Here is a 26310-nt window from a genome sequence, read left to right as displayed (position 1 = left end):
CAACTTTCGTTGTGTTGTTGCCGCGCAGTCACCTCACGATGACCTGTGCCTGTTATCCCTTATGTGTCTAGTGGGTGTGAACCATTACAGGTGTGGCGGGTGTGGCGGGTGTTCCGCCCCGTGGGCGGGAGGCGAGGAACGCTCCGCCAGCGATGAGGGCGGATGCCACCATGATGATTGCCATGGGCAGGGCGGTGCCTTCACCCCAGAGCCCCACGATGGGTGAGACAAGCGCGGCGAGCATGAATTGAGCGAACCCGAGGAACGCTGACCCGGTTCCAGCATGTTCACCGGCTTCAGCGAGTGCGAGGGTGGTGACGTTCCCGAATACCAGACCAAGGGACCCTTGGAAGCACGCGAACAGGATGAGGGTAGGAAGCGCTGGAACCCCACCCAGTGCGCACAGGAGCAGCCCGATGCCTGCCGTGGTCATGAGGGTGAGGCCGGTGCCGATCATGGTGCGGTAGGCGACTTTCCCGGCGAGTGATGCGGCGATGGCGCTGGTTGCGGTGACCGCGATGGCATTGAGGGCGAAGAGCAGGGCGAAGCGGGTTTCGCTCATTCCGAGGATGTTTTGGATGATGAAGGGGGAGGCGGAGATGTAGGCGAAGAGGCCTGCGAATCCGAATCCGAAAACGAGGAGGTTCGCAGTGTAGGTGCGGTTAGCGAGGACGTGGCGGGCGACGCGCATCGTTTCGGTGATGCCACCGGTGGTGCGGTGGGTGATGGGTAGTGTTTCGGTGGTGAGGGTGAGCGCTCCGAGCCAGGTGAGTGCGGTCAGGGCTGCGAGGACCCAGAACACGGCACGCCAGCCGAGGGTGGGGATGATGATTCCGCCAGCGAGGGGCGCAATGACTGGTGCGATGACAGCGATGATGGTGAGGATCCCGACGAGGCGAGCTACTCGTGGTCCGCGTTCGGCGTCGGAGATCATGGCGCGGGCGAGGACGAGTCCGGCTGCTCCGCCGAGTCCTTGGATGAGGCGGGCGGCGGTGAGGATGGTGGCTGTGGGGGCGAGTGCTGCTGCGATAGCGGCGAGCATGGCGAGGAATGTGCCGAGGAGCAGTGGGCGGCGGCGTCCGAGGGTGTCGGACAGTGGGCCGATGATGAGCTGCCCAACGGCCAGGCCGACGAGGTAGGTGGTCATGGACAGTTGCACGCCGGTTGCTGTGGTTCCAAGTTCAGTGGCCATGGCGGGGAAGGCGGGCAGGTACATGTCGATGGCGAGGGGTGCGGCGGCGGTGAGGATGCCGAGTACGGTGATCGCGGCGGCACCGAGGTGTGTGGTGGGTGGTGCGGTGTCTGTGGGACTGGTGGTGGGTGGTGCTACGGACATCAGTAATCCTTTATGGAAACATATATATGAACATATATAAGGTTATACTGAAGTCATGGTGAAACACACAGCACACAACGAGGGATACCCCACACTCGCTGACACCCTACGAGACCTATCGTGGACAATTCACCGCCGGCTCCCCGACGCCGTCACCACCGGGCCACTACCCACCACAGAACTCGCAACCCTCAAACACATCATCGACACCCCCGGTGTCACCGTGTCCCAACTTTCCCGCTACTTAGGGATGCAACAAAGCAACACCAGCGCATCGGTGCGCACCCTCGTCGACAAGGGATACGTTGAACGCCGCCACGACACCCCCGACCGCCGCGTCACCAACCTGCACCCCACCGCCTACGCCCTCGACCAACACCTCACCATCGCCGCCGCCTGGTCAGGGGCAATAGACCACGGCATCGACAAGCTCACCCCCCAACAACAACAAGCGCTCGCCGATGCCCGCCAGGCGTTCATCGCCCTCGACGCAGCCCTGCGCGACCGGTAAAACACCGCACACAACAATGGCGTGCACCCCGCAACACGGGGTACACGCCACACACCAACAACGCGCTCAGTGAGAAGCGGTCAGTTAGAACCGTTCTGAACGCTCAGCAATGATCGCGCTATGCGTGTCCTCATTCCACGCATACACCAGATCACCATCAATCACGACGTGCTCAACCCGCTGATGAACATCCAACGGGTCACCTGACCACACCACAACATCGGCGTCCTTGCCAGGCTCCAACGAGCCAATACGGTCATCCAACCCCAAGAAACGCGCCGGATTAATCGTCAACGCCTCCAACACCGTTTGACGCGGCGCACCCTCACGCACAGCCATCGAGCCTTGAGTGATCAACAAATTAATCGGCACCACCGGGTGATCAGTGGTGATAGCAAGCCGCACACCGGCAGCAGCCATATCCGCAAACTGGCGAACACTACGATCACGCAACTCCACCTTGGACCGCGAGGTAATAATCGGCCCAAAAATCACCGGAATGTCCTTCTCCGCCAAAACATCAGCGATCTTGCCACCCTCAGTACCGTGATTCACCACCAACCGGTACCCAAACTCCTCAGCAATACGAATCGCGGTAACAATGTCATCATGACGGTGCGTGTGCTGATCCCACACCAACTCACCCTCCAACACCCGAACCAACACCTCAAGGTCCAGGTCACGGTCAAAAGGTTCGTCCTTCACCGCAGCCGCATCACGCTTCGCCCGGTAATTCTGCGCCTTCACAAACGCCTCACGCAGCACAAACGCAACACCCAACCGAGTCGACGGCATCTTGTCCTTACCGCCATACACCCGCTTCGGGTTCTCCCCCAGAGCAGACTTCACCGACACCTCAGGCACAATGACCTGCTCATCAATGGTGCGCCCACCCCACGTTTTCAACGCCACAGACAACCCACCAATGACATTTCCCGACCCAGGCTTAATGACCGCCGCCGTCACACCACCAGCCAACGCATCACGGAAACCCTCATCCTCAATGTTCACCGCATCAATCGCCCGCACACCAGGAGTCGTTGGGCGAGTCATCTCATTGGTGTCATTACCAGCAGGCCCATTCGCCTCCTCATGGATACCAATGTGCCCATGAGCCTCCACCAACCCCGGCAACACCCACTTACCCGAAGCGTCAATGATCTCCGCCCCATCAGGCACCGGAACATCCGCCCCAACAGCAACGATCTTTCCCCCAGAAATAACGACAGTGCCGTTGTCGATCTCCGGGCCAGTGACGGGAACAACTTTTCCATGGATGATTGCAATATCAGACATGACCTCCAACCTACTCCCCACATGTGACGATCCGGTAACCTAAAACAGACCTGGGGAGGTCACCAACTCTCACCGTGGAGGAACCTCGCGTGACATCGCGTGTCTTAACCGCCGACCGAGTCTTTACCGGAACCGCCATCTTCACCCCGGGGTGGGTCGTCACCGACGGCCAATCCATCGTCGAAGTAGGGCGCGGAACAACCCCACCCCGATTCGCCCACCTCCCCACCACCAACTACCCCAACGCCACCCTGACCCCTGGGTTCGTGGACATCCACTGCCACGGCGGCGGCGGAGCAACATTCGGTATCCCCACCAAGACCGATGCTGGTGCTGGGAGCGACAGCGGGGCCACAACAAACCACAACAACACCGCCGATGCGCACGCAGCGGGTGTGCATACAGCGGCGCGCACCGTGCTCACCACCCACCGCAAACACGGCACCACCACCATGATCGCGTCACTGGTCACCGACAGCATCGACAACCTCACCCACGCCGTAGCTGCCCTTGGCCCACTCGTTGACACCGGGGAACTCGCAGGAATCCACCTCGAAGGCCCCTGGCTCTCACCCGCCCACAAAGGCGCCCACACTCCCCACCTGCTACGCGACCCACACCTAGACGACATCACCCGCGTACTCGACGCCCACCCAGGGGCGGTGCGCATGGTCACCATCGCCCCAGAACTCCCCGGCGGGTTAGAGGCCGTCACCGCACTCACCGAGCGTTGCGTTATTGCTGCCCTTGGCCACAGTGACGCTTCTTTTGACGATGCCCGCAACGCCGTAGACGCCGGAGTCACCAACGTGACGCACCTGTTTAACGCCATGAACCCCATTCACCACCGCACCCCTGGGCCCATCATTGAGCTCCTTGCCGATGAGCGGGTCGCCGTGGAGTTGATTTGCGACGGCGTGCACGTCCACCCGGCAGTGTTAGCGCATGCCGCTGCCACCGCTGGGCGGTGGCGCACCATTTTTGTCACCGATGCGATGGCGGCGACAGACATGCATGACGGTCAGTGGGACCTCGGCGGATTGTCTGTCGACGTCACTGATGGGGTGGCCCGCTTGAGTGATAGTGGGGCGATTGCTGGGTCCACGCTCACCATGGACGCAGCCGTGCGGTTCGCTGTGACGGTGGCGGGCATCGACCTGTTGGACGCGTTAACGGCGGCGACCAGCGCCCCCGCACTGTTGATTGGCCGCTCCGATGTGGGGTACCTGCGGGCCGGGGCGCGCGCCGACATTGTGGTGCTCGATGACGGGTTGCATGTGCGTGAGGTACTTACCCCAGCCGCGCACGGTTAACAGTGTTATTGCTGGTGGCCCGCCTCATAGTGGACATGCCAACTCGTGACATCAACGGGGGTAGCCCCTGGTTCCACAAAGGGGCCAACCACTGTCCCCACGAAACTGCCACTCACCTCTGACGACAACACAGCGGTGCCTACCTCGGTAGTGAACCGTTGATCACCCGCAGTAACCTCCCAGTGCGCCACCTGCCCGGCGAACCGGGCACTCAGCGTGAGCGTTGGCGTGTAAGGCCACACGGTTTCAGCCACAACCTGGTCAACGCCGTCGCGGCGTTCGATAACGGCGAGCCGGGTGTGAGCATCGGCCTGGGTGACCTGGGCACGCACACTAAAACTGTCCTTATTGATCGCCACCAACCCGCAAGTGCCCTCACCGTGCGGGTGGAGGGTCACGCTATGTACATCAGTGTGGCTTGCCATGCGCACGGCGGCGCACGCCGGGTGGCCCGGCTCAGTGACAGAATGCTCGGTGGCGGTGAGTGTGACAGGGGCGCTGTGCTCGGATGTTTGTGCTGAGTCTATTGGGTTTGCCGAGTGTGTATGCCCTGGGTGCGACACGAAATCCAACCCGCCACGCAACCCCACAACATAGGACCGGTCAATGCCACGGGTAAGAACATCATGCAGGTGGGCCAGCACGTCACCACCCGCAATATGGCCGGAGCGTTCCACCGCGTCACCTGCGGGGAGTGGTGTTTCACCACTGGTGGGCAGTGTGCCCACACCGGGGTTCACCACGGGCCAGTCATCCTCCCACACCAGCGGGGTTAAGAACGTTTCCCGCCCCAGAATGTGGTGCCCGTTGATGGGGCGGGTCGCTAACGCAACCATCCACCAGGAGCCGTCCGCGAGCTCAACAATGTCGCTGTGCCCCACATACTGCACCGGTGCAGTATGCCCAAGATGCCGATGCGTGAGGATCGGGTTGGACGCATACCCCACGTAGGGGCCGGTCATAGTGCGGGACCGGGCAGCCGTCACCGCATGGTTGAACTCGGTGCCACCCTCCGCTGTCAGTAAGTAATACCACCCGTTGCGGTGCACAATGTGTGGGCCTTCAGCCCACCGGGCGCCACGCAACGCACCAGACCACAGGTTGAACTCCGGGCCGTACAACTCGCCTGTTGTCACATCGATGCGGCGCAGCCACGTTTGGGCGTGACCCTCATATTCTTGAGGTGCGTTGTCTTTGCAGCCCATCCACCACGCGGTGCCATCAGTGTCAAAAAACAGGGACGGGTCAATACCGTCAGCGTCCGCAACCCACATCGGGTCAGACCACGGGCCGCTGGGGTGTGGTGCGGTGAGGAGGAAGTTTCCCGAGGGGCCATCCCCGCCCACCAGCGTGCACACCAGGTAAAATGTGCCGTCATGTTCCCGCAATGTGGGGGCGTATAGCCCGCCTGAGGAGTGAACGCCCGAGTAGTTCAACTGCTCTGGGCGGGAAATCGCGTGGGTCAACAGCGACCAGTTCACTAAATCCCGCGAATGGTGAATGGGCAGGCCAGGGAAATGCTCAAACGTGGAATTGACGAGGTAGAAGTCGCCGCCTACCCGGATAATCGACGGGTCAGGGTAGTAACCGGGCAAGATGGGATTATGAAACGCCGTTGTCATGCACCTATCCTGCCACGCAATAGTTAACTCATTGACTTAATTGGTGGGCGGTGTTGTCGGCGCACGCTCAGTTCACCATGAAAGTGAACTCGATAGTGCTGTCCGCTTCAAGGTAAAAAGCGGTGATGTCGATGTCATCAACTCGTTGAGCCCACACGTCCTCTTCTACGTTCGCCCACGGTTCGTTGGCGAACGCACCCTCAATGACCTCAGGCGGGGTGTCGTCTGGAAGGCGAAAAACGTGGCCGCCTTCGGGCCCGTACTCGCATTGTTCATACGGCCTCAGGTAATCAACGGGAACGTTGATGCTTTGTAGGGTTTCCTCCCCGATGCGCTCGGTGATTTCCCCAGCTTTTTTGCATGTGGTTGGTATGCCGCACGAAGCAAGAAGGTATGGCGCTACTAGTGCGAGAATAACTACCGACACGTGGCTTCGCGTCAATGAGGGTCGTGTTTTCGATTGCTGTCTGGTGGTCACTCTGCTCACTGTGCTTGCCTGTCTTTCCAGTATTTGTGGAGTTCTTTGGGGTCGATCCCGTTCAGCCAAAGGATTCTCCGTGCCGTGTTCTCGTCACACCCTTGCCAACTCCTCGCGATCTCCTTGCTAGCTTTTTTATCCCATTTTTTGAGGCGCCCAGGGTCATCTACTGTCTGCCTCCATGCGGCTTCAACAGCCGGGCCGTAGCGTGAAAGGCGAGCCTCAACCCAGGTTGTCAACGGGGCTAGCCGGTCAGGGTGGTACAAGTCTCTGAGGAAGGGGAACTCCATCATGATGAGCATGACCCTCTCTTCATCATGTGTGGCCCTTTCCCACAATGCTTGAAACATGGGGATCATCTCAGGGAAGGAGAACCCCAAAAGGTCGCACGCTTCGTGGTATTCGTCTTCGTGAAGCGTGTAGACCGCATCTCTTTGGTTGCCGGGTTCCCACGATGCCCTGCGAACCAACCACCACACGTCCGCGAGACGCTGGAAACGCTCATTATCGTGTCTCGGGGCAGCGTCATCACCGTCTTTGCTGTTGTTACTCACGAAGTTTTCCTAACTGTTGCGCAACGCCACTGCGTTGTTAGTACGTCATTTTATGGTGGCGACCAGGCACACGAGCCGAGGGGGCTTTCGCTGAAGCGATGAAAGCAAGCGGTCCCAGGCAGGGGATGAACAGTAACATTTGATCAGCATCTTTCATCACTCAGTTTCCACAGTAATGCCATAGTTCGCCGCGGCACCGCGAAACCACGAACTCATTGCGCTTCCAAACGCGGGTTTGCTCGCCGCGCCCCAACCTTCACCTCCTTGGGGGTCAGCCCTCGATCAGCTTCCCGCCAGCAGCTTCTAAATAGTTCAGCAGTGAAATAAAAAGTGATATGACACACATCATTGCGTCAAGGGTGGGGAGATCTCAATGGTTTTGACTCCCCACGCCCTACTTTCCAAGTGGAATGTTTTCGCTGGTCATTGCCTTAGCGCCTTCCTTCATGCATTGTTTTATCAGTTTTTTTTCAGCCTTTAATCAGGCTCCAATAAGGGGACATCATGGAGATCTGGCGCTCAACCGTCATTACCGCTGTCTCGGCTGCTTTAGTGCTTACCGTGGGACTTACACCCGCCCAGGCGAAAGACTCCGATACCAACACAAGCGAGACAAAGTCTAGTGAGGTCTTGGAGCGACCGGATACAGTGTCCGCTCAGGTGAGTGCCCGGTCTATTGGTAAGCCTGTGGAGGATCTCTCCCAGCGCACGCCAACAGAGCAGGTCTTTGCTAACCCTGACGGTTCGTGGACTTCTGAAACATCGACGTTGCCTCGCTTTATCGAGGAAAAAGGCAAGTTGGTCCCCATCAAAGAGTCCGTTGCTCTTGATGAAGCTGGTCATGCTTTTTCTGGTACTGGCGCAAAGGTGGCGGTAGCTGATGGGCAAGAAAAACCCGGGGATGGCCCAACTGACAGTTCGGTGAACCTCGTTACGATGACAGGCACGGGTGACGCTACTGAGGCGAAGATGGAACTTGGTTGGGAAGGTGCCCTCCCAAGTCCGAAAATTGCTGACAATGTTGCAACGTTTGATTCAGATATCACGGTCCCGGTTGTCCCCATCCAAGAGGATGACGCTGACAGTGACGACCCGGTAGAAGCCACTGGAGAGGTCGCTGCGCAAGTAACAGTTGAACCCACGCGGACCGGGTTCGCTCACACGACGGTGATCTCTGAAGTCCCTGAAGGTGACGTTGAAATCCGGTACCCATTGGGTCTGTCAAAGGGGCTTTCCGCGCGGCAGGACGATGAAACTGGCGATCTCTTTGTGGAGAATAAAGAAGGCGACCTTGTCTTTTTCGCCTCAGCTCCAACGATGTGGGACGCAGCGATCAATGAAGCCTCTGGCCTGCCTGCGGCGGAGACACTTGTCGATGCGGAACTGATTAAAGAAGATGGGGAACATGTTCTCGTTTTGAAGGCTAGCCATGACTGGCTTGCTTCAGATGAACGTGAGTACCCGGTGACCATTGACCCAACGTGGAGTGCTGGTGCCGCTGATACGTGGATTCAGTCAGACACGACAAGTTCCAAGGCGACTTCCGCGGAACTCCGTGTTGGCACCTTTGATGGCGGTAAAACTAAAGCACGTTCGCTTCTTCGTTTTGGCACGACCGCTTTATCTGGTAAGAAAATCACCAAAGCTGAAATTCGTTTAAATAACTACTATTCCTATTCCTGCACTGCGTCTGGAACGAAAGTTCAGCGGGTAACGAGTGCATGGACCTCTGCTGATGCGCGTTGGAGCAACCAGCCTTCAGCGACCTCATCTGGCGAAGCGAAAATTACGAAGTCCCTTGGGTATTCGTCATCATGCCCAGGCGGTTACGTGTACCTCCCTGTCACGGACATTACCCAGTACTGGGCTAATAACCCTGACAAGAACTTCGGGGTTCGCCTCATCGCTGAAAACGAATCGAACAACACGTCATGGAAACGCTACCGTTCAGCTAACCACGTCAATGGTGAACTCGTAAAGTCTGAGCCTCACCTACTCGTAACCTACAATTCCTACCCGAACACGCCTTCACCGGTGACTTTTGGGTCAGGTCAAAGCGCTAAAGACGCCAGCGGGAAGGTGTGGGTTCGTTCGCTGAAACCTCAGTTCCGTTCAACGGTCTCTGACCCTGACGGGGGCAAGGTTAAAGCCGAGTTTGATATGACAGGTGGTTCCACCCTGTCAAAGGCGGCGGGCACTAACGTAGATTCCAAGAGTGTGTCCACGTATGCAGCCACGCTTGCGGAGGGGAAAACTTACACGGTTTCTGTTTGGGCTCATGACGGTGCTTTGCGTTCTAAAAAGGCCAGTTCAGCAGTAACTTTCACCGTTGACACTAAGGCGCCTGCGCTACCGACAGTGACCTCATCTTCGGGGTATACGCATGGCTCCTGGAAGGACACTAAACCTTCTTCAAATACTTTTACCTTCGCCTCTGACAGCGACACGCACGTGTTCGAATACCAGCAAAACAACGATGCGTGGAAGACCGTTAATGCCTCATCAGGTAAAGCCAGCATCACGTGGAACCCTGCTGGTTCCAATACGTTGAAGGTGCGGGCGAAAGACAAAGCAACGAACACGTCAACGGTTCGAACCGTGACTTTTGGTAATGGCAGTGCTTCGTTGTCCGCTCCGACAGCGGGCATGACAACGTCTGACGCCTTCCGTGTCGTTGCTGCGGGGCCAACATCCTCCACTGGTGTGGTGACCCCACGTGTCTACTGGCGTGAGGCGAACAGCGTCAGCGGTGACACTGCGCAGTACGGGAGTACATCGGGCTGGTACCAAGCCGCAGAGCTTCCCGCGATTGCGCAGGGGCAAAACGTTGCCGTTGACACGATGGTTGATATCTCAAACGCGCCGTCAGGCAAACTCGCTGAACTTGGAAAAGAGCGCGTCCCGGCACTTGTTGAGCTTCAGGTGTGCTTCACCTACGCAGGAGCAGCTAGCGACAAGGCATTACAGTGCACCACGAACGTGTCAAAGCCTGCTACCGCGGTGACGAAACTCCCTCACGCGTTTGGCGCTAATTTCCCCACCGCTACCGCAGGTGAAGGGCAAGTTGCTCTCACCACAGGTGAGTTGAACATTGCGGCTACTGATGTGTCAGTTGACGCCGGGAACACCGGCCTTTCAGTGTCCCGCACGTACACCAGCTACTCAGGCATTGGCGCGAACTCGAAGATTTTCGGTCCTGGATGGCGTGCAAATATCGATGGGCCAGATGAAGGCCTTGCCGGTTTACTTGTCGTGGAATCTACTGCCGTTGATGGCACTGTGACACTCATTGATGATGATGAGTCTGCGGCTGTTTACCGGCAACCTGGTGGCGGCAAAACTTCTTTGAAGCAAGGCGAATACACGCCAGCTGATGAGAATGCCATTGCTGCTGGCTGGAAAGTCGAGCTGAAGGGGTCTGGAGCCTCTGCGGTCATAAAGGTGACTGAAGAAGACGGCACTGTTACGACCTTCACCAAGGGCAATGCGCTGGAAAGCGGCGCAGCCGTTTTTGAGTGGACCCCAGCTACGGTTGAAGGCACTTCAGCAACCGGGACTACGAGGTTTGTTCGCGATAACCAAGGGCGCACAACGAAGGTCATTTCGGGTACTGAAACATCTCTGAACTGTGACCCAACACCTGTTAAGGGTTGCCGTGTATTGAACTTGGCCTATACCGGTGACGTTATTTCCAAGGTGACGTACACGGCGTGGGATCCATTGACGTCAAAGATGGCAACGGTTGATATAGCAGAGTATGGCTACACCTCAAATAAGTTGACTTCAGTGAAGGACAGCCGCACAGGTGACATCACGACGTACACTTATGGGCCTAATTCAGCGGCAGGTGTCCCATTGCTTGCCTCGTCAGAGGAAAAGACACACGATGGCCAACGTGTAGCCGCCCCAACCTACTACGAGTACGGAACGGGTGCAGGTAACGGGCGGTCTGACTGGCTGGAATCAGTTAAACGCGGCAACGCGACCGATGGTTCTGGGAAAATCCAGCTTGCACGGTTTGTTTACGGGGTTCCTGCTGACGGTAACGGGACGACGTTGCCTGCTCTTAGTGAGCAAGCAGTTGGTTTGTGGGAACAGGACGCAGCTCCTGTCACCGGTTACGCCGTGTTTGGGCCGGGCAAAGACATGACGACTTCAAAGGCTGGCAATGTTGCAGCTGGTGATTGGCGTTACGCTGACCTGACTTACGTGGATGACCGTAACAGGATAGTGAACACGGCGTCGTTTGCTGCTGGTGCTTGGCAGGTTTCTGCTCAAGTGTTTAATGGCGACAACATGGTGGTTCGTTCTTATGACCAACGCGGCTTACGGCTTTTGCGTGCTCAGGCAGAGGAAGATTCTGACCGTGTTGTTGACGGGGTGTTCACTGGACACACTGACTATGCAACGGTGACGGCGTATCACAGTGACGAGGATTTCCTCACGGAGGAAGGCACTCCACGCGGCGATACACCCGAGGATCAATCCACGAACAAAGCCAAAGCGGAGCACGTTCGCGGGTATGCCACGGATGTGTGGTCACCTGTCATTCTCACGGAGGACGGGCAACCAGCTCGTTCGCATAGCCACACCGTGTACACCCCTGTTACTGAAGTTGATGCGGGTGGGATGCCTCGCATGCTCGTGACTGAAACAACAGTCACGGCAGCGCCTTCAGGTGAGCTGAAGCCTGGGAGTGACGGTGAACCTGTTATTTCGAAAACCCGTAATTCGTATGACGCGTTTGAAAAAGACGGCGAGGGGCGCGCTACCACTGACAAGGAAAACACCCGTTCCGGGTGGGTGCATGGTTCACCAACAACTGTCACTACGGTGATGGAGAGCGGTGGAAACATTGAAGCACGCACGTGGATGGATGACAGTGGTCGTACAGTAAAAACACTGCAACCATTGTCGTCAGGTAGCGATGCTGGGGCTACACGCACTGTGTATTACAGTGCCGCCGCTAACAGCGACTACCCAGAGTGTGGGAATGTCCCTGAATATGCTGGGTACGTGTGCCGCACTGTCCCGTTGGGGGCAGGGTCGGTGTCGAAACACCAAACTGGTTTCAACATTTATGGGCAACCAGCTGAGTTCACGGAAGCCTCTACTACCCCAGGCGAAAACGCGAAGCGCACCACTCAGCAAACGTACCGTGCTGATGGTCAAGAACTGGTCACAACGGTAACGAGCAGTGGTGTTCAGGGGAGCACCGCGCTGCCAGCGGTGGAGCGTTTGTACGACGCCCGTGGTGTGAACGTTGGGCAGCGCACCCTTGGTGGTAACCCGTCGGAGATTCGTTGGGAAACTAACCTGTGGGGGCAGCAAACCTCATACACCAACAGTGCAGGTGAAACGTCCACAACTGAGTATGACGCGTTCGGGAACGTAGCAAAAACGATTACCCCGCAGGGCACGTCACAGTTCTGGTACGGGGCGCTCTCTGGGCACAGTGACGCCGAGTATCAGGGTGTTCTCACGAAGATGACGATCACTGGTCATGGCGGTGTCAATGATGTTGGCACGTACACGGCGTCTTATGACGGTGATGGCAACATGTTGACTCAAACGATGCCTGGCGGGTTGTCGCAGGTGCGCCAATATGATGATTCAGGCTCTGAGGTTGGGCTTGCGTATCACGGCCCAGTCACTGACGAAAATGGCGAAGAGGGCACTGGTGTGTGGCTTGCGTGGTCACGTGCCGTGGACGCCTCAGGGCGGGTTGTTGGTGAGAACACCCCTGACGGTGTGTGGCGTGCTGGCCTTGCGGGTGACGGGGCGGGCGACTACGACCGTTCGTATTCCTATGATGGTGCCGGGCGTTTGGTGAAGGTCAAAGACATCACCGCGGCCCCTGGCGACTTGGTGAACACTGACCCTGATGAGGGTGTGGTCACGCCTGTTGTTGAGCGTGTGTATGCGTTTGATAAGAACGGTAATCGTACGGGGTTGGCTACGCGTGTTGATGGTGAGCAGGTGTCAGTGCGTGAGTGGGCTTATGATGCTGCTGACCGGTTTGCCACTGGCGGGTACGTGTTTGATGGGTTGGGCCGCCAGTTGACGGTTCCAGCTGTTGACGCGCCGGTGACGGGTGGTTTTGCTGCTGGTAGTGGTGATATCACGGTGTCGTATTTTGATGATGATCAAGCTCGCACTATTTCTCGCGGCAGTGTGACTACCACGATTGATCTTGATTCTGCTGGTCGACGTTTGACGTTGACGGGTAGTGGTGATGGTGCGGTTGTGAAGAATCATTATGTTGATTCTTCGGATAACCCTGGGTGGTCAACGTCCACGGTTGGTGGGGACACCACGTTGACTCGGTACGAGTCCACTATTGGTGGGGATTTGGCGTTAACGATCACTGATGGTGTGGTTAGTGTGGCGTTGAGTAATCCTAATGGTGACGTGGTCGCAACGCTCCCACTTAATGGGGACGATGCCGGTGCGGGGATTGCCTCGTGGGCGGCCTTTGATGAGTACGGGAACCTGACCTCCACAACCCCGGCGAACACGGGTGTGAACACGTACGGGTGGCACGGTAAATCCCAACGTGCCCTCGATGCTAGCGGCCTGATCCTCATGGGTGTGCGCCTGTACAACAGTGCAACAGGTGCGTTTACCTCGCGTGACCCCATCGACGGCGGAAACACCACCACCTATGCTTACCCACAAGACCCCATCAACCAACACGACCTCGACGGTCAAGCTAAGAACTGGAGAGATAGCTGGCTCTGGAGGAACAAATGGACCGTCGCTTCTGTGGCAGTCGGTTTTATCCCAGGTGTAGGTGCCGCAGCATGGGCCTATCGAGGATACCGTGTGGCACGGGCTGTAAATTATGCGACAAAAGCGAATAGGCTTAAAAAATTTGGAACAACCTTTAAAAAAGCGACGAAGGCTGTTGCGACTAGGGTAAAAAATAACAATTTTGTCCGAGTTGGTCGGGTAAAAAAAGACGGCCATTTTCGAGTTTCTTTCGGACCGGCGCCCAAGCATTGGGCAAAATTGTCTCCAAGAAGGCAGAAGATCCAACGGCACCATTTGCACATTGATAGAACGGTGGTTGCTTTCACGCGGTACAGAAAAGGTACTACACACCGGCATTTTTGGGGAAAATAAGATCTACGTTAGGGTGTTTTGATGGAACTGTCAGTCGATGAGTGGGTAGGCTTCGCCAAGGGCGTCTTTGCCGCTCAGTTCAGTAGGATCTTCTCGAATGCTGTGTACACATTCGAGATGAAGAATAGATACATCCTTCAATGGAATTTAACCGTAGACGGCAAGGGCGAGTTTCAGATAGTCAGTAGGCTTGATGTTCTTGAAGTCTATTTTCGAAAAGATTATTGCGCTTTAGACTTCGCCCAGTATCCAGATGAGGACTTTGAAGAAGTTATATCAGATATGCTGACATGGATCGCTCGATACTACGCGGGAGAAGTTGACGTTGTTCAGTCTAGAACGCGTATTTTAAAGAAGATCCAATACATCTTTAAAAACCGCGAATCTGAAGAGGTCCTTTATTTTACGGAAGTTGGAAAGAGGAGAAAGTAGATTCGAAGGACTAAAAATTTAGTTCGAATGGTCTAGGAAAGGTAGATGAGACGGAGAATGAGTAGGATTATTTCTTCAACATGACTACCCCGCCTTCCTTGAACTTGATGATGAGGCTGAATAAGAATCAGAGAAGACTTGGAGGATCTTGTGGTGGTACCTCTGGTAACCATTAGCTGACCAGAGAGTGCTGAAGTCACATTGGCCGGGAACAGGTGAGAAGCGACTGGCAAACGTCAATGGTGCCGATCCTGTTCGCCGTAAAACTCTAGTTGTGAGCGTCAACCATGCGTGCTTAAGGACTTGTGAGAAAACTGGTTGATGTTGCAGGCCTGCACCGTGTAAAGTCCGGGGGCGCCTAAAGGAGCCGCGGAGGGTGAGGTAACCGTAGGAAACCAGGTCGCTTAGCGAATGGTAAAAGTATGTGGAAAAGGAATTTATGAGGTACTATCTTCTCTTTGCTTTCGGAGTGGTTTTGGCTTTGATTGGAATGAACCTAAATATTGAGACCGAACAATCGACGCCGTGGGGCGGATTCCTCAAGTAGGGGTTGTTAACAATAGGCTTCGCTGTCTCTGTAGGAGCTTACGTGGCTTGGGCGAAAGCTGGTGATCGCCCAAAGGGTGACGAGCGATAGGTCACATATGCGATCAACGCTACCAAATTTGGATCCGAAGCCGTGGCTTTACTCAGGCCGTCACTTCGTTGTCTACCGAAAAGTCCCGTTGTTGTTGCCTAATATCTAAGGCGACGGAAAATCCAACGCTTCGGGTGATGTTTGGGATGGGATGGGGTGGTAGCCATGCATAAAGGGTTCTTGATTGCGAGTCTTTCTGTTTTTATCGGGTTGATTATTTGGGACATGATCTTTCATAAAAAATATGAACGTGGTGTTTTTGAGATAATCAAGAACCCGCCTGAGGATAGGCAAACGTATAGACTTGGCGCATTAATGTGTGTGGGTATTTCTTTGGTGTGGGAGTGGATTCCGGTGCGGGGAGGTACAGGGATCAAAGGCTTGTAAATATCCGCAGCCAAAAACCGTGGGGCTTTGTGTAAGCGACGAAAGAAAACTACCAGTTTCTTACTCAACTCTTGCTAGCCTGATGAGTATGAGAGAGCGGTCTACAGACGGAGGTTCGAACTTACGTATGCAGGTCACCCTAGTGGTGAGACTAGTACTTCTTCTGATGATGGCCACTGCGCACATTATTTTCACGGTCGTTCTCATGAGTTCGGCGGAACGGGAACCATATATCGAATTTCTCAATTTCACGCCGTGGCTTTCGTTCATGATCGTCATGGGTTTGCTCGCAACCACTGCGGAAATTTCAAAAAATGATACCCAGCTACTCGTCACCGAGTTGTTCACAACAAAATCAATACCGCGCAGTTACATCCACCATGTTGATGGTGGCAATGGAATAGTAGTCATTTTAAATGACCACTCAGAGATCGATACGTTCGCCCGTGATTCAACCTTATTTAACACGGACAGATACTTGCTCGCCAATATGGAAGTCGCTGAAGAAATCAATACTTGGGTGAACACCGGTTCAGCAGAAAATAGTTCTGGTCCTCAAGTCGCACGGCGCCGACGCCCTGACCCTATAAAAAACAGTGATCTCCTTTCTATGGTCAGCAACCTTCTTAACCTGTCTCTACATCGTTCACCCTGTTGAGTGGAATCTCTAACGGCTGTTTGGAAGCGGTCGAGGTGAGCATCCATGGCTTTGCCCGCTCAGAATGACTGGCCCCTGATTTCCTTGCTCCAAGGTTCATTGAGGTGTACTTGCACGGTGTGGAGACGCTAATATTGCACATGTGGCATCTGGACACGGTCTACGTGTGACTGTGACAGCAAAGCACCGGGTTCAAAATCTTGATTATAGTGTTGCGTTCTAAATCATTGTTGAACTTGTCAGGTCAAAAATATACTTTGAAAGAAGCTTGGGTGCTCATGAGATATTATTTTCTCTTCGCTTTTGGGCTAGTTCTGGCTTTGATTGGAATGGACCTTAATGTTGAGACCGAAAAGTCGATGCTGTGGGGCGAGTTCCTCGAGTTTGGGTTGATAACAATCGGTCACGCAGTCTCTGTAGTAGCATATGTGGGCTGGGCGAAAGCTGGTGATCGCCCCAAGGGTAAGCATCGGTAAACCATTCATGCGATGAACGCTACCTAATCTGCTTCCGAAGGTGTGACTTCACTTAAACTGTCACTCCGTTGTCTACCGAAAAGTTCTGTTTTTGTTGCCAAATATTCAAAGCGACAGAACGACAAACAATTAAGGTGAATCCTGGGATGGAGTGTTGGCTGTGCACAAAGGGTTCCTAATTGCGAGTCTTTCGGTTTTTACCGGGTTGATTATTTGGGATATGATATTTCATAAGAAATATGAACGTGGTGTTTTTGAGATCGTGAAAAACCCGCCTGAGGATAGGCAAACGTATAGACTTGGCGCACTCATGTGGGTGGGCGCTTCGCTGGTGTGGGAGTGGATTCCGGTGCGAGGAGGTACGGGAATCAAAGGCTGGTGATGGCTGCTCTTCCACTGCATCAAACTACTGAGTTCAGGTGTCTACGCCAGCTATTAGACGACCAACCTAGAAGGCATCGAAAATAAGTAGTCACTGCTCATTGCTGCCGGTAACCTCATCCCCAATTGAAGCAAGGGTGTTGGGAAGCCGACCAGCGCATGGCTGCTTGTTTCTTGAGGGCTGTAGCACACTGGATATGCGCAGGGGTACGAAGCGTGTAGCGCTTTAACTCGCTGTAGGGTACGAGGTAGAGGGACTTATGGGTTTGTTGTGGGACAAGATTGAGGCGTGGTTGGGTAGAAAGTGGCCGAATCGTTTTGTCGATTGGGACCGCCTCAACTCGCTTGAGAAAGAGTATGCAAAGCTAAGTGATCAAGAGTTTGCGGCTCTGTGGTTTGCAAGTAGGCGTGAGGACACGTATGAAGCAAAGGCTATTACTAGTGTCATCATTGAACGGCTTTGGGATTTTGGTTCCATGGAATCCATGATTAAAGCAATGTGGTGTAACGCGCTCGACGATGACGCGAAGATCTATGTAGTGGAATGCTTCCATTTCTGTGTTTGGCATATGATCCACCATGAACACGCCGAGCCGATGCTCGAATGGCTTCAAGAGAAGGTTGCTGCATCGAGTTCTCGCGTCCAGCTTGGTGTCCAAGAAATGCACATCGAACGCTTCTCTGATGAAGAATGGCTAAAAACGGCACAAGACGACATTGAGACTGGTATAAAGCGAGGTAGCAGTGACGAGACGATTCTTGAGGACTGTCGCTACTATGGGTTGTCCGAAAAAGTAATTATGGAAATGATAGCCACCGAGCGACGACGGAATGAATAGCATTCTGTAGGAATGAAAAATCACTCGTACGCTCGTGCTTGATAGAACAGCATGTGTTTGTCCATGTGGGGTGCTGCATTACAGAAGAAGCAGGAGCGTGGTGTTTTCGAGATCGTGAAAAACCCGCCTGAGGATAGGTAAACGTATAGAATCTGCGCACGCATGTGGGTGGGTGCTTCGTTGGTGTGGGAGTGGATTCCGGTGCGGGGAGGTACAGGGATCAAAGGCTGGTGATGGCTGCTTGTTTCTTGGGGGCTGTAGCACACTGGATATGCGCAGGGGTTCGAAGCGTGTAGCGCTTTAAGCCGCTGTAGGAAACGAGGTAAAGGGACTTATGGGTTTATTGTGGGACAAGATTGAGGCGTGGTTGGGTAGAAAGTGGCCGGATCGTTTTGTCGATTGGGACCGTCTCAACTCGCTTGAGGAAGAGTATGCAAAGCTAAGTGATCAAGAGCTTGCAGCTCTGTGGTTTGCAAGTAGGCGTGAGGACACGTATGAGGCGAAGGCTATTAGTAGTGTCATCATTGACCGGCTTTGGGATTTTGGTTCTATGGAATCAATGATTAAAGCAATGTGGTGCAACGCGCTCGACGATGACGCAAAGATCGATGTAGTGGAACAGTTCCACTTCTGGGTTTGGCATTTGATTCACCATGAACACACAGATCCAATACTTGATTGGCTTCAAGAGAGGGTTGCTGCATCGAGTTCTCGCGTTCAGCTCGGCGTCCAAGAAATACACTTCGAACGCTTCCCTGATGAAAAATGGCTAAAAATGGCACAAGAGGACATTGAAAATGGCGTAAAGCGGATAGATAGTGACGAATCGATTCTTGAGAGCTGTCGCTACTATGGGTTGTCCGAAAACGTAATTATGGAAATGCTAGCCCGCGAGCGGCAACGAAATGCGTGACACTTCAAAACTTGTAGGAGATAGCCCACCCTCACACTGAAACCCTTCAACAAAGGTAACTAGTCAAAGAGTGTTTCAGAAGCAACTTAGAGAATGCGCCCACGCCTAGTATTGGCGTGCCAGGGGCGAAGCAGGCCAATATGTTCCCCTGCCAGGTGCGATACCATCGGTTCCAGCCGCATCGGCGTTGAGTCAGTGTACTTAGACAGGAGTGCCCTTAAGGCATGGAATTACTCGTTTACCTCTTCGCCGTGTACGGCTACATCATTCTTGAGTATTTAGAAGATAAGTTCGTCTACGTCATTGTCTACGTATTGCTTCTCTTCACAGGGGTACTTGGCCTCATCATCTGGCACAAGTTGAAGAACAGAGTCCTTAAATCCTGGGTTAGATTGTGCAAGGCGCAACAAAGAGGGCCTACCACAGGCGGCAAAGTCGTGATCCGTCCGCAACACTCGTGGATCTGGACTGTGCGCCTAGTTAACGTCATTGTTATTGCACTTATTGTGGCTCTGTATGCTTTTCCGTCCCCCATTGATCTGCGCCGTGCAGTGGGTTGTGGACTGTCAGTTGCTCCGCTGCTGTGGTTCTTGGTCCGGAGTTTTCAAACGAAAGTTGTCACTGACAACGGGGTTCTCAAGTACTACGGCTTGGGTCGTACTTGGAATATTCCCATGTCATCAATCCACCTCATTTGCCAGTCCGATGCGAAGGGCGCCAGCGAGGACGGATGGCTGGGCCCTCAGTACTCTGCTGCCCCAGAGATCATCTTCCAGAATGGCCGCAGCATCGTGTTGGTTGCTTTGGGAGGTCACAACCGTTTGGCGTGGGAAAGAGTGGTCCAACTGTCCGAGTGGGCGGGGCTAGCCCAGGAACCAGAACACGGCTGCCGTAAACCGTGACTCCTTACTCAGAAACAGGCCCCCGCTGATGAACACCTCCACTCTCAACGCCTTTAGGCGACCGTTTCTTAGCCGAATCCCGTTACGCCTAGTCACGGGTGTCATCGTCGCGATCTTGATCAGTAACCTAGTTGAGGGCGATCTAGACCACGCCCTGCAAGACTTTTATTTTTGGCTAATCGCTGTTCCCGCGGTTTACTTCTTCGTCAGATCGTTTGTTGTGGGCCTACGGTACAAAAATGGGGTATTTGTTTATCGCACGTATTTTTGTAAAAAGAGGTTCACCGCTGAGCAGGTCGATTTCTTCCAAATAGTTGACAGCGATGATGACTGGGCTGACATCGTGGTTGGTGTGCTCAGTGAGTTGTTCACTGTGCCGGGTGCTCACTTGAAGAACGGCGAGAAAATATCGTTCAGGGCATGTGCTGGGTTGATGTGGTCGGTGGACAAAAAACTTGTCCACATGAACCGAATCATGAACCCTGCATGGTCCACCCCCACTGATCTAGATAGGCCAGGGGTCAGTAATTGGACCATCTGGAAAATGTTTGCAAGCGATTTCCGTCAACGGGATTCACCCCGAACAAAGCAAACTCCGCAACCAGGCCAAGGCGACGAACCACAATGAACCTTTATTGCACCAGATGTGAGGGTGGGTCTGCATGGCGAAAATCAAACTAGGCCCTGGCCCTCACGCTCACTGGGACCGACCAGTGGCGATACTGGTGCTTGCGGTGCTCACTGTCATCCTGATGCGTGGTAAGGCCGACGCAGGGCTTTACGCAGTGCTCATCTTCGCTTGCGCTATTGCAGTGTTTCTCATTGTTCAAGAGCGCAGAAAAGTGTCAAAGTATCGGCGGCACGTCAAGCGTTGGCAGGAGTTGGCAAGCAACTCCACTCGTATCAAAGCTCGGGAACTGAAGAACCGGTTGGCTGCCGCCGCCCAGTTTGGTGTTGCTACACGACACGGCACACCGCTGGTAACACGCTGGACCTACAAGCCTGATACAAGGCAGATGTTAGTGGAACTTTTTTCCCTGAATCCCGAACACCAACGAAACGATGTTTTCCTCATCAAGGAAAGTTCACTCGCGGCACTGATTGAGGAACTCCACTTTCGAGTAATTGAGAGTCCGACACTTTGCGCCCAGGTGGAAACAGAGTACTTCGATAGTTTCGTTCCTCCGCTACGAGTGAAGGAGCAAGAACTCTTTAACAATGCCCTCCAAGCAGTTCGAGGTACCTGGCCTACTGGCCCGTGGCGCAGAAAGCATGGACGTATCAACATGGCCGCAGGTGCTGTCGGGCTTGGGCTGCTTGCCCTCACGCTCCCTGACGCGTTCAGTCCTGGTGTGGAGTGGGCTGTTTATGTGTTTGTGCTGTGTGGGGTGGTGCTTGTCGGGTTCGCCGTCCGATTCGGAATCACTGTGCAAGACACGGCTGTGAGTTATTGCAATGGGTTACGTAAGCAAACGTGGCAACTCGCGGAGATCGACTCTGTGGCGGTTCGATACCGTGAAACCTTTGGGTTCCTCGGTGAGCGTGGCGGCTTCCACCCTGTGCTGGTGTTGAACAATGGTGAACAAAAAGATCTAGCGCTCTTTGCATATTCGCGGCGTGATTCCGCGCGTACCTATGTTCAGCTAGACCAGCTGTGCGCTAACGGAGCTCGCCAGAATACGCTTCCAAAAGAATTACCTTCTTATGATGCGTGAACGGGTTGTTAAACTCACCGTAGCGTTGGGTTGATTTCCCCTTTTACTCGGAAGGCAACTCCCGATGCGCTCGAAGCGTACAGCAGTATTCAGGCCAAGGTAGATAGGGAAGTTGCTTCAGTGATTATCGATATCATGATTGAGGCTTGGGGGTCTGTTCGAACGTTTGGTGGTTGGGTCCTCGGGCTTACCTATATTTGTCTTGTTGCATCTGTTTTTATTTCCGCTGACGCTGGGCAGTATGTCAGTTGCGGGATGGCTGTAGTCGTCGCCGTTGCTGTGTGGTCCGTACGTTTCCGCATTGATGACTTACGGTCACGGGATGACCTAAGAATGCGGATCGCCGAAACAGGAAAGCGACTCTCGGACTGGAAGCTTCTCTCAAGAGCGGTCCGGGTGTTTCTGATTATGAACTTGCTCGTCTCAGGTGTCGTGACTGCGCTCCTCATAGGCGAGGATAAGACGTACCTGGTTTATGCACTACAAGTCACGCAAGTTGCCGCGCTGCTGTTGTGCCGTTGGAAACTAGTGCTTACCGTCCCTCCAAAGTTGTTGGCGAGTCATGCTAGGACTGCCGCGGTTGTGCGTGACTGAACGGGGAACTCGTCGTTTCTTGAAGGGGCAAATAGCCGGGTGGAGGTGCACCAATGGTCATGTCAAACGAAGAGTGGCTAGTGTTCGCTCAAGCTGTTTTTGACTCGCAGTTGAAAAGAATCCTACCCGACGCTGAATATGAACTTGAGATCAGAGAGAAGTACATCCTTCACTGGAAGTTGAGTGCCTTTGGGCGACAGGACTTTGAATTCATCAGCAGAGGTGAGTTGCTCTTCATTTATTACCATAATAACTGTGCGAATCTTCAGTTCGCGCAGTATCCTGATGATGATTTTGAAGAACTGGTTTCAGATATGTTGACGGTAATCGCACGGTACTACGCTGGAGACATCGACGTTGTTCAACACAGAACTCGACATCGGAAGAAGCTTGAGTATATTTTTAGAGACTATGATTCTGGAGATTTCTATCATTTCACAGAAGATTGAAGAACTTGTACTGTTGAGAGTGATGACGTGAGAGTGTTTTTAATTGATGGTACTCTTCCACACGCGTGGCGAATATCGTGGGCCGCTCGTTGTGGCAAGATTATATCTGTGGGAGTTCTACCCCAGGGGGTTGTGCCAGAAAGGTTTTTGTCACCGCTCCGGAAAACGTTGAAGAGTCTGGAGATCACTGTTGGTGCTCCATCAGGGGACTATTCTTTCCTTGAAGATTTTTCAGAGTTGCGAGAATTGGGTTTGTGGATAAACTCAACGATTCCTATAGATTTCACGAAAATGAACCTAGAGTCTTTGGCTATTTCGGCATCTCGGTCTTACAGATCGGTCATTGATTCTCAGACGATTAAATCCCTGTATGTTGCGGGTGGCGGGGTGTCGTGGCTTCCACGTGCAGGGCAATTGACAGAACTTGCTTTGGAGCCCATCTCAAAGGATAGGGATCTTAGTGCTCTTGCCACACAGAAAAACCTGGAGAAACTGAGTTTGACTGGTCGAGGGGGGATCGATCTGGCTGGGCTTCGTTCGTTGGTTTCCCTAACCTCCATTGATCTCAGTTGGTTTTCTGAAGTGCTCAATGTGGAGGCATTGGTATCCCTGCCCCACTTGCGGAAAGTAGCGTTCTCTGACGTGAAGAAAGTAGATAATGTGCGGGCGCTTCATATGCTGCGGGACAGCGGTATACATGTGCACGCTGATGGAATGGCGCCTTGGACGCGCCCATTCCACCCCGAGTCCCGGTCGCTGATATCGCTTATTCGAACTGGTCTACATTAGGAAAGAGGGTTGCGATGACAAAGCCTGATGACGCAGTAGTTCTTGATTTATTGAAACTGGGGCAACGTAATTTTCTGTTTGCTGCACCCTGCCATGGCATGGATTTGCTCGTTAGGTTCGATCCAAGTATTTCTGGAGGATGGTATACCTTCAATGGTTTATCACGTAAGTGGGTGCCTAGATATATATCAATGATTGGTGGGGAAATCGTCGGCTGGAAAGTCCCGGAAGTTGATGATGACTTGGATGAATGGTGGATGCGTGTAGCAGCGGATTACATTATGTGTTCTCCGCCGCTCGATGAAAAGAACCTCATCGATTTCCTCGAAGCGGACAGTGGGCAGTGGCTGTTGAGTGAGGAGCAGTTACATGCTGCTCTTCCAAGGTTTGAAACATTTGATGAAGATATTTCCGACATTATTGGTTACTATCGGCCGCAGTTCGAGTTGGTGAGTTCCAAGAGGGTGACGCTTGACGGTCGCAGGTTCATTGCATGCGCGATTGTAGATACAACACATAGTAGTTGGGGGTGGGACTGGGCACCTCTCGGCGCTCCCCAAAGGTGGACGCGAAAGCGGAGTAAACACCCTTACGTTTTTTACGATTTCCTTTTGCCCTGGTCGAAAGATAAAAACCTCAACTCTCGTACTGTGGTTGAGGCGCAGCAGTTTGTGAGGATCCTGCATGGTGAAACGCGCTTCGACTGGTTCACCCGCATGCATGAGCTCTTCACGGTGCGTTCCTGCGGAGAGATCCTAAATCTCGCAGACAAATAGCCTCAGCTGGCTTTGTGTCTCGTATTCGTCAGCGAGGGCTGGTTCATGCCGCTTTAACTTACTCCTCAGTTGATCGATCAGTGCTGTTGATGCATAAAAAGAGTCTCGGACAGGAACCTTTCGCTGCTATTGTTCCCTTTAAATGACAGCGAAGGTGAAAAGCCTCGATTTATGAGGGATGAACAATGGACGATGAACGCTATGACGAGGCAGAGAAAAAGTTCTCTGCGATGAGCGACCACGAGTTGGGTCGTGTGTGGTGGGATCGGTGGGAGTTTGACGATGACGAGTCAACTGCGTATGTGTGCGTCACACAAGAGCGCAAGTGGGAAGTTGATTCCGCCGATTCGCTGATCAAAGCAATGTGGGCATCTGCTCCTGATGATGACGGAAGAAGGGAAGTGATCTACGAATTCTATTTAGACATTTGGTCGTTTCGTCATCATAAATTTTGTGATCCCACACTCGAATGGCTTCGAGAACAAGCGAGGGTGCATAACAGAGTAGTTATCAATTTTATTGATGCTGTTGGATTCAAAAGATATCCCATGCCTATATGGATTGAACGCGCAAGAAAAGAGATAAGGGAGCGAATAGCCTGCGGAGCAGATGACGATTACATCCTAGATTCAATCAGGATGTGTGGACTCCCGAGAGAAACTGAACTTGAACTTTTGGCTATAGAGCGGCGATCCATTCGTGGACGTATAGCCACTGTGAGAAGTTGGGTGAGGATCTGGTTTTATCGGCTACGGTACCCAGTTGACCAAGAGTTATGAGACTTTGAGATGCTGATCTCGTGTGCCACCCGGGTTCACCACAGAATCCAGAACCCTCGCTTAACACCTTGAAGGGGCTGGAGGGTTTGTCCTTTACGTTCACCGATCTCGGCAACCAGCCTCTCCACCATCGGACGTGGCATGAACGCCTGTGTGAGTGTTATGGGTTCTTGCGTTTGAGATTTTCTATCCAGTGTGACAACTCGAAGTTTTCGAGGGCCAGCGGCAAACATCATTGCCCCATCCCACTGTTCATCTGACACTCGAATGATCTCCGGGTAAGGGATGAAGTCTGTGCGGAGATAGTTCCTGACTACCATGCCGCCCTCGGCCAATCTCACAACAGCTAACTGTGCAACTAAAATGTGGATAAGTGAATAAGCCGCAAGAATGGCTCCCCCGAATAACCAGAACCACGACTCCTCGATGTATTGGACACAAAAGATTCCAGTGAGCAACGGTAATAGGTGATAGATAGTCGTAAACCTGCGCGAGTAATGTGCCCAGTTTTTAGAATCGCCCACCCTCACGCTCCCCGTCTCATCTGTAGTGCCTCCATCTACTGCGCTTCTCCTCATGCGTCGGGAACCTAACATCTGATGCCATAAGGTGTGTACATGAAGGCGCTCATCTACTACTTTGCCATCTTTTGGGTTCACCAGTTGGTGACAAACTCGGAGTCGGTCATAGCTAATGTCTTTGGATTGATTGTGCTTCTCGGGCTGGTAGGTGCCAGTGTACTGATGGGTACAGTGCTCCCACTCCTCCATAGAAGAGTGATAAACCGCTGTGCCGCGAGTGGCAGCAGCCATGAAGCAGGGGAGTTCAAGAAAGTCACTGCACTTACCCGGTCGCGGCTTGGTGCTTATGCATTGTTGGCGATGATACTGGGAGTGTCCACGTACACATACTTGGTCGGGGACGTGCCACAAACCGCAGGTGCTGTGGCTTTCGTGTTGTCAACCGCACCCCTCGTTGTTGCGGCTATTCGCCTGCCTCGTGTCTCAGCGTCTATTGAGAACGGTCACCTCACGTACCGTGGGGTGTTCCGTACCCGAAAGATCCCCACGCACCAAGTCCACGCAGTATCCCCGTGGCAAGAACATGACAAAGAATCGTCGCTTTTTGAGGCAGTTGATGCCATGCCAACTCTGCACCTACTCAACGGGAAAGAACTCCCGATGCTTGGGCTCATCAGGCCAGCCAAAGCATCGTTAGCTTTGTGTGACGAGATTACGCGCTCGATCAGCCTAGCTCCGTACCAGGACCACGACTGCCTCACTCGCGGATTGCTCCCCACGAGTGGCTTGTTTCCAACCAAGTAGTGGATACAGCGCTACGTTGCGCC

General features: G+C 53.7%; 22 protein-coding genes. 16 read left to right on the top strand and 6 right to left on the bottom strand.

From position 1 onward, the window contains the following. Positions 1-67 precede the first annotated feature (67 nt). A complete protein-coding gene (locus G538_RS14330; RefSeq protein ID WP_035832712.1) occupies positions 68-1336 on the bottom strand; it encodes a multidrug effflux MFS transporter in 1269 nt (422 codons plus the stop codon). 55 nt (positions 1337-1391) lie between these two features. On the opposite strand from G538_RS14330, the gene G538_RS14325 reads away from it, so the two are divergent. Next, the gene (locus G538_RS14325) at positions 1392-1847 is read left to right on the top strand and encodes a MarR family winged helix-turn-helix transcriptional regulator (RefSeq protein WP_084617928.1); all 456 of its coding nucleotides are present in this window, start codon (positions 1392-1394) and stop codon (positions 1845-1847) included. Between the two features lie 84 nt (positions 1848-1931). Here the strand turns inward: G538_RS14325 and G538_RS0100740 are convergent, their stop codons facing one another. Beyond that, positions 1932-3143 (bottom strand): amidohydrolase, encoded by a 1212-nt coding sequence (locus tag G538_RS0100740; protein WP_029067810.1) that lies wholly within the window; start codon positions 3141-3143, stop codon positions 1932-1934. An 89-nt stretch (positions 3144-3232) separates the two neighbouring features. Between G538_RS0100740 and G538_RS0100735 the strand changes: the two genes are divergently transcribed. After that, positions 3233-4456 carry an N-acetylglucosamine-6-phosphate deacetylase gene (locus tag G538_RS0100735; RefSeq protein WP_029067809.1) on the top strand — a complete coding sequence of 408 codons (1224 nt, stop codon included), beginning with the start codon at positions 3233-3235 and terminating at the stop codon, positions 4454-4456. Between the two features lie 5 nt (positions 4457-4461). On the opposite strand, the gene G538_RS14320 is transcribed toward G538_RS0100735, so the two are convergent. The 3 genes from G538_RS14320 to G538_RS0100720 all read right to left on the bottom strand — a co-directional run bounded on the left by G538_RS14320 (position 4462) and on the right by G538_RS0100720 (position 7110). Further along, a complete protein-coding gene (locus tag G538_RS14320; RefSeq protein WP_051196413.1) occupies positions 4462-6078 on the bottom strand; it encodes a glycoside hydrolase family 43 protein in 1617 nt (538 codons plus the stop codon). A 67-nt stretch (positions 6079-6145) separates the two neighbouring features. Then, entirely contained in the window at positions 6146-6556 is a 411-nt protein-coding gene (locus G538_RS0100725) for a hypothetical protein (RefSeq protein ID WP_157544248.1), read from the bottom strand. Positions 6557-6561: 5 nt separating this feature from the next. Beyond that, entirely contained in the window at positions 6562-7110 is a 549-nt protein-coding gene (locus tag G538_RS0100720) for a hypothetical protein (RefSeq protein WP_029067807.1), read from the bottom strand. A gap of 504 nt (positions 7111-7614) precedes the next feature. Between G538_RS0100720 and G538_RS0100715 the strand changes: the two genes are divergently transcribed. The 13 genes from G538_RS0100715 to G538_RS0100635 all read left to right on the top strand — a co-directional run bounded on the left by G538_RS0100715 (position 7615) and on the right by G538_RS0100635 (position 24962). Continuing rightward, a complete protein-coding gene (locus G538_RS0100715; protein WP_029067806.1) occupies positions 7615-14235 on the top strand; it encodes a DNRLRE domain-containing protein in 6621 nt (2206 codons plus the stop codon). A 21-nt stretch (positions 14236-14256) separates the two neighbouring features. After that, positions 14257-14667, top strand: a complete 411-nt coding sequence (locus tag G538_RS0100710; RefSeq protein WP_029067805.1) for a hypothetical protein — start codon at positions 14257-14259, stop codon at positions 14665-14667. Between the two features lie 1229 nt (positions 14668-15896). Then, entirely contained in the window at positions 15897-16349 is a 453-nt protein-coding gene (locus G538_RS0100695; RefSeq protein ID WP_157544247.1) for a hypothetical protein, read from the top strand. Between the two features lie 278 nt (positions 16350-16627). Then, on the top strand, positions 16628-16825 hold the full coding sequence (locus tag G538_RS0100690) for a hypothetical protein (RefSeq protein ID WP_157544246.1): 198 nt from the start codon (positions 16628-16630) through the stop codon (positions 16823-16825). Between the two features lie 641 nt (positions 16826-17466). Further along, positions 17467-18045 (top strand): hypothetical protein, encoded by a 579-nt coding sequence (locus G538_RS0100680; RefSeq protein ID WP_029067800.1) that lies wholly within the window; start codon positions 17467-17469, stop codon positions 18043-18045. A 334-nt stretch (positions 18046-18379) separates the two neighbouring features. Beyond that, on the top strand, positions 18380-18958 hold the full coding sequence (locus tag G538_RS0100675; protein ID WP_029067799.1) for a hypothetical protein: 579 nt from the start codon (positions 18380-18382) through the stop codon (positions 18956-18958). 224 nt (positions 18959-19182) lie between these two features. Beyond that, entirely contained in the window at positions 19183-19860 is a 678-nt protein-coding gene (locus tag G538_RS0100670) for a hypothetical protein (RefSeq protein ID WP_029067798.1), read from the top strand. A gap of 28 nt (positions 19861-19888) precedes the next feature. Further along, positions 19889-20488: a hypothetical protein gene (locus G538_RS0100665; RefSeq protein ID WP_029067797.1), complete on the top strand. Its 600-nt coding sequence runs from the start codon at positions 19889-19891 to the stop codon at positions 20486-20488. 34 nt (positions 20489-20522) lie between these two features. Continuing rightward, positions 20523-21575, top strand: a complete 1053-nt coding sequence (locus G538_RS0100660) for a hypothetical protein (RefSeq protein ID WP_029067796.1) — start codon at positions 20523-20525, stop codon at positions 21573-21575. A gap of 135 nt (positions 21576-21710) precedes the next feature. Further along, positions 21711-22169 (top strand): hypothetical protein, encoded by a 459-nt coding sequence (locus tag G538_RS0100655; protein ID WP_157544245.1) that lies wholly within the window; start codon positions 21711-21713, stop codon positions 22167-22169. A 59-nt stretch (positions 22170-22228) separates the two neighbouring features. Beyond that, positions 22229-22618, top strand: a complete 390-nt coding sequence (locus G538_RS0100650) for a hypothetical protein (RefSeq protein ID WP_157544244.1) — start codon at positions 22229-22231, stop codon at positions 22616-22618. 803 nt (positions 22619-23421) lie between these two features. Further along, positions 23422-24183, top strand: coding sequence for a hypothetical protein (locus G538_RS0100640; protein WP_029067792.1), 762 nt, complete (start codon positions 23422-23424; stop codon positions 24181-24183). Between the two features lie 185 nt (positions 24184-24368). After that, positions 24369-24962, top strand: a complete 594-nt coding sequence (locus tag G538_RS0100635) for a hypothetical protein (protein WP_029067791.1) — start codon at positions 24369-24371, stop codon at positions 24960-24962. Positions 24963-24997: 35 nt separating this feature from the next. Here the strand turns inward: G538_RS0100635 and G538_RS17850 are convergent, their stop codons facing one another. Further along, entirely contained in the window at positions 24998-25282 is a 285-nt protein-coding gene (locus G538_RS17850) for a hypothetical protein (protein WP_157544243.1), read from the bottom strand. Between the two features lie 297 nt (positions 25283-25579). Here G538_RS17850 and G538_RS0100625 point away from each other — a divergent pair, with 297 nt between their 5' ends. After that, a complete protein-coding gene (locus G538_RS0100625; protein WP_029067789.1) occupies positions 25580-26287 on the top strand; it encodes a hypothetical protein in 708 nt (235 codons plus the stop codon). Positions 26288-26310 lie beyond the last annotated feature (23 nt).

Source organism: Jonesia quinghaiensis DSM 15701, from assembly GCF_000423205.1.
Taxonomy (GTDB): domain Bacteria; phylum Actinomycetota; class Actinomycetes; order Actinomycetales; family Cellulomonadaceae; genus Jonesia; species Jonesia quinghaiensis.
This window is presented reverse-complemented; position numbering and strand designations above follow the sequence as displayed.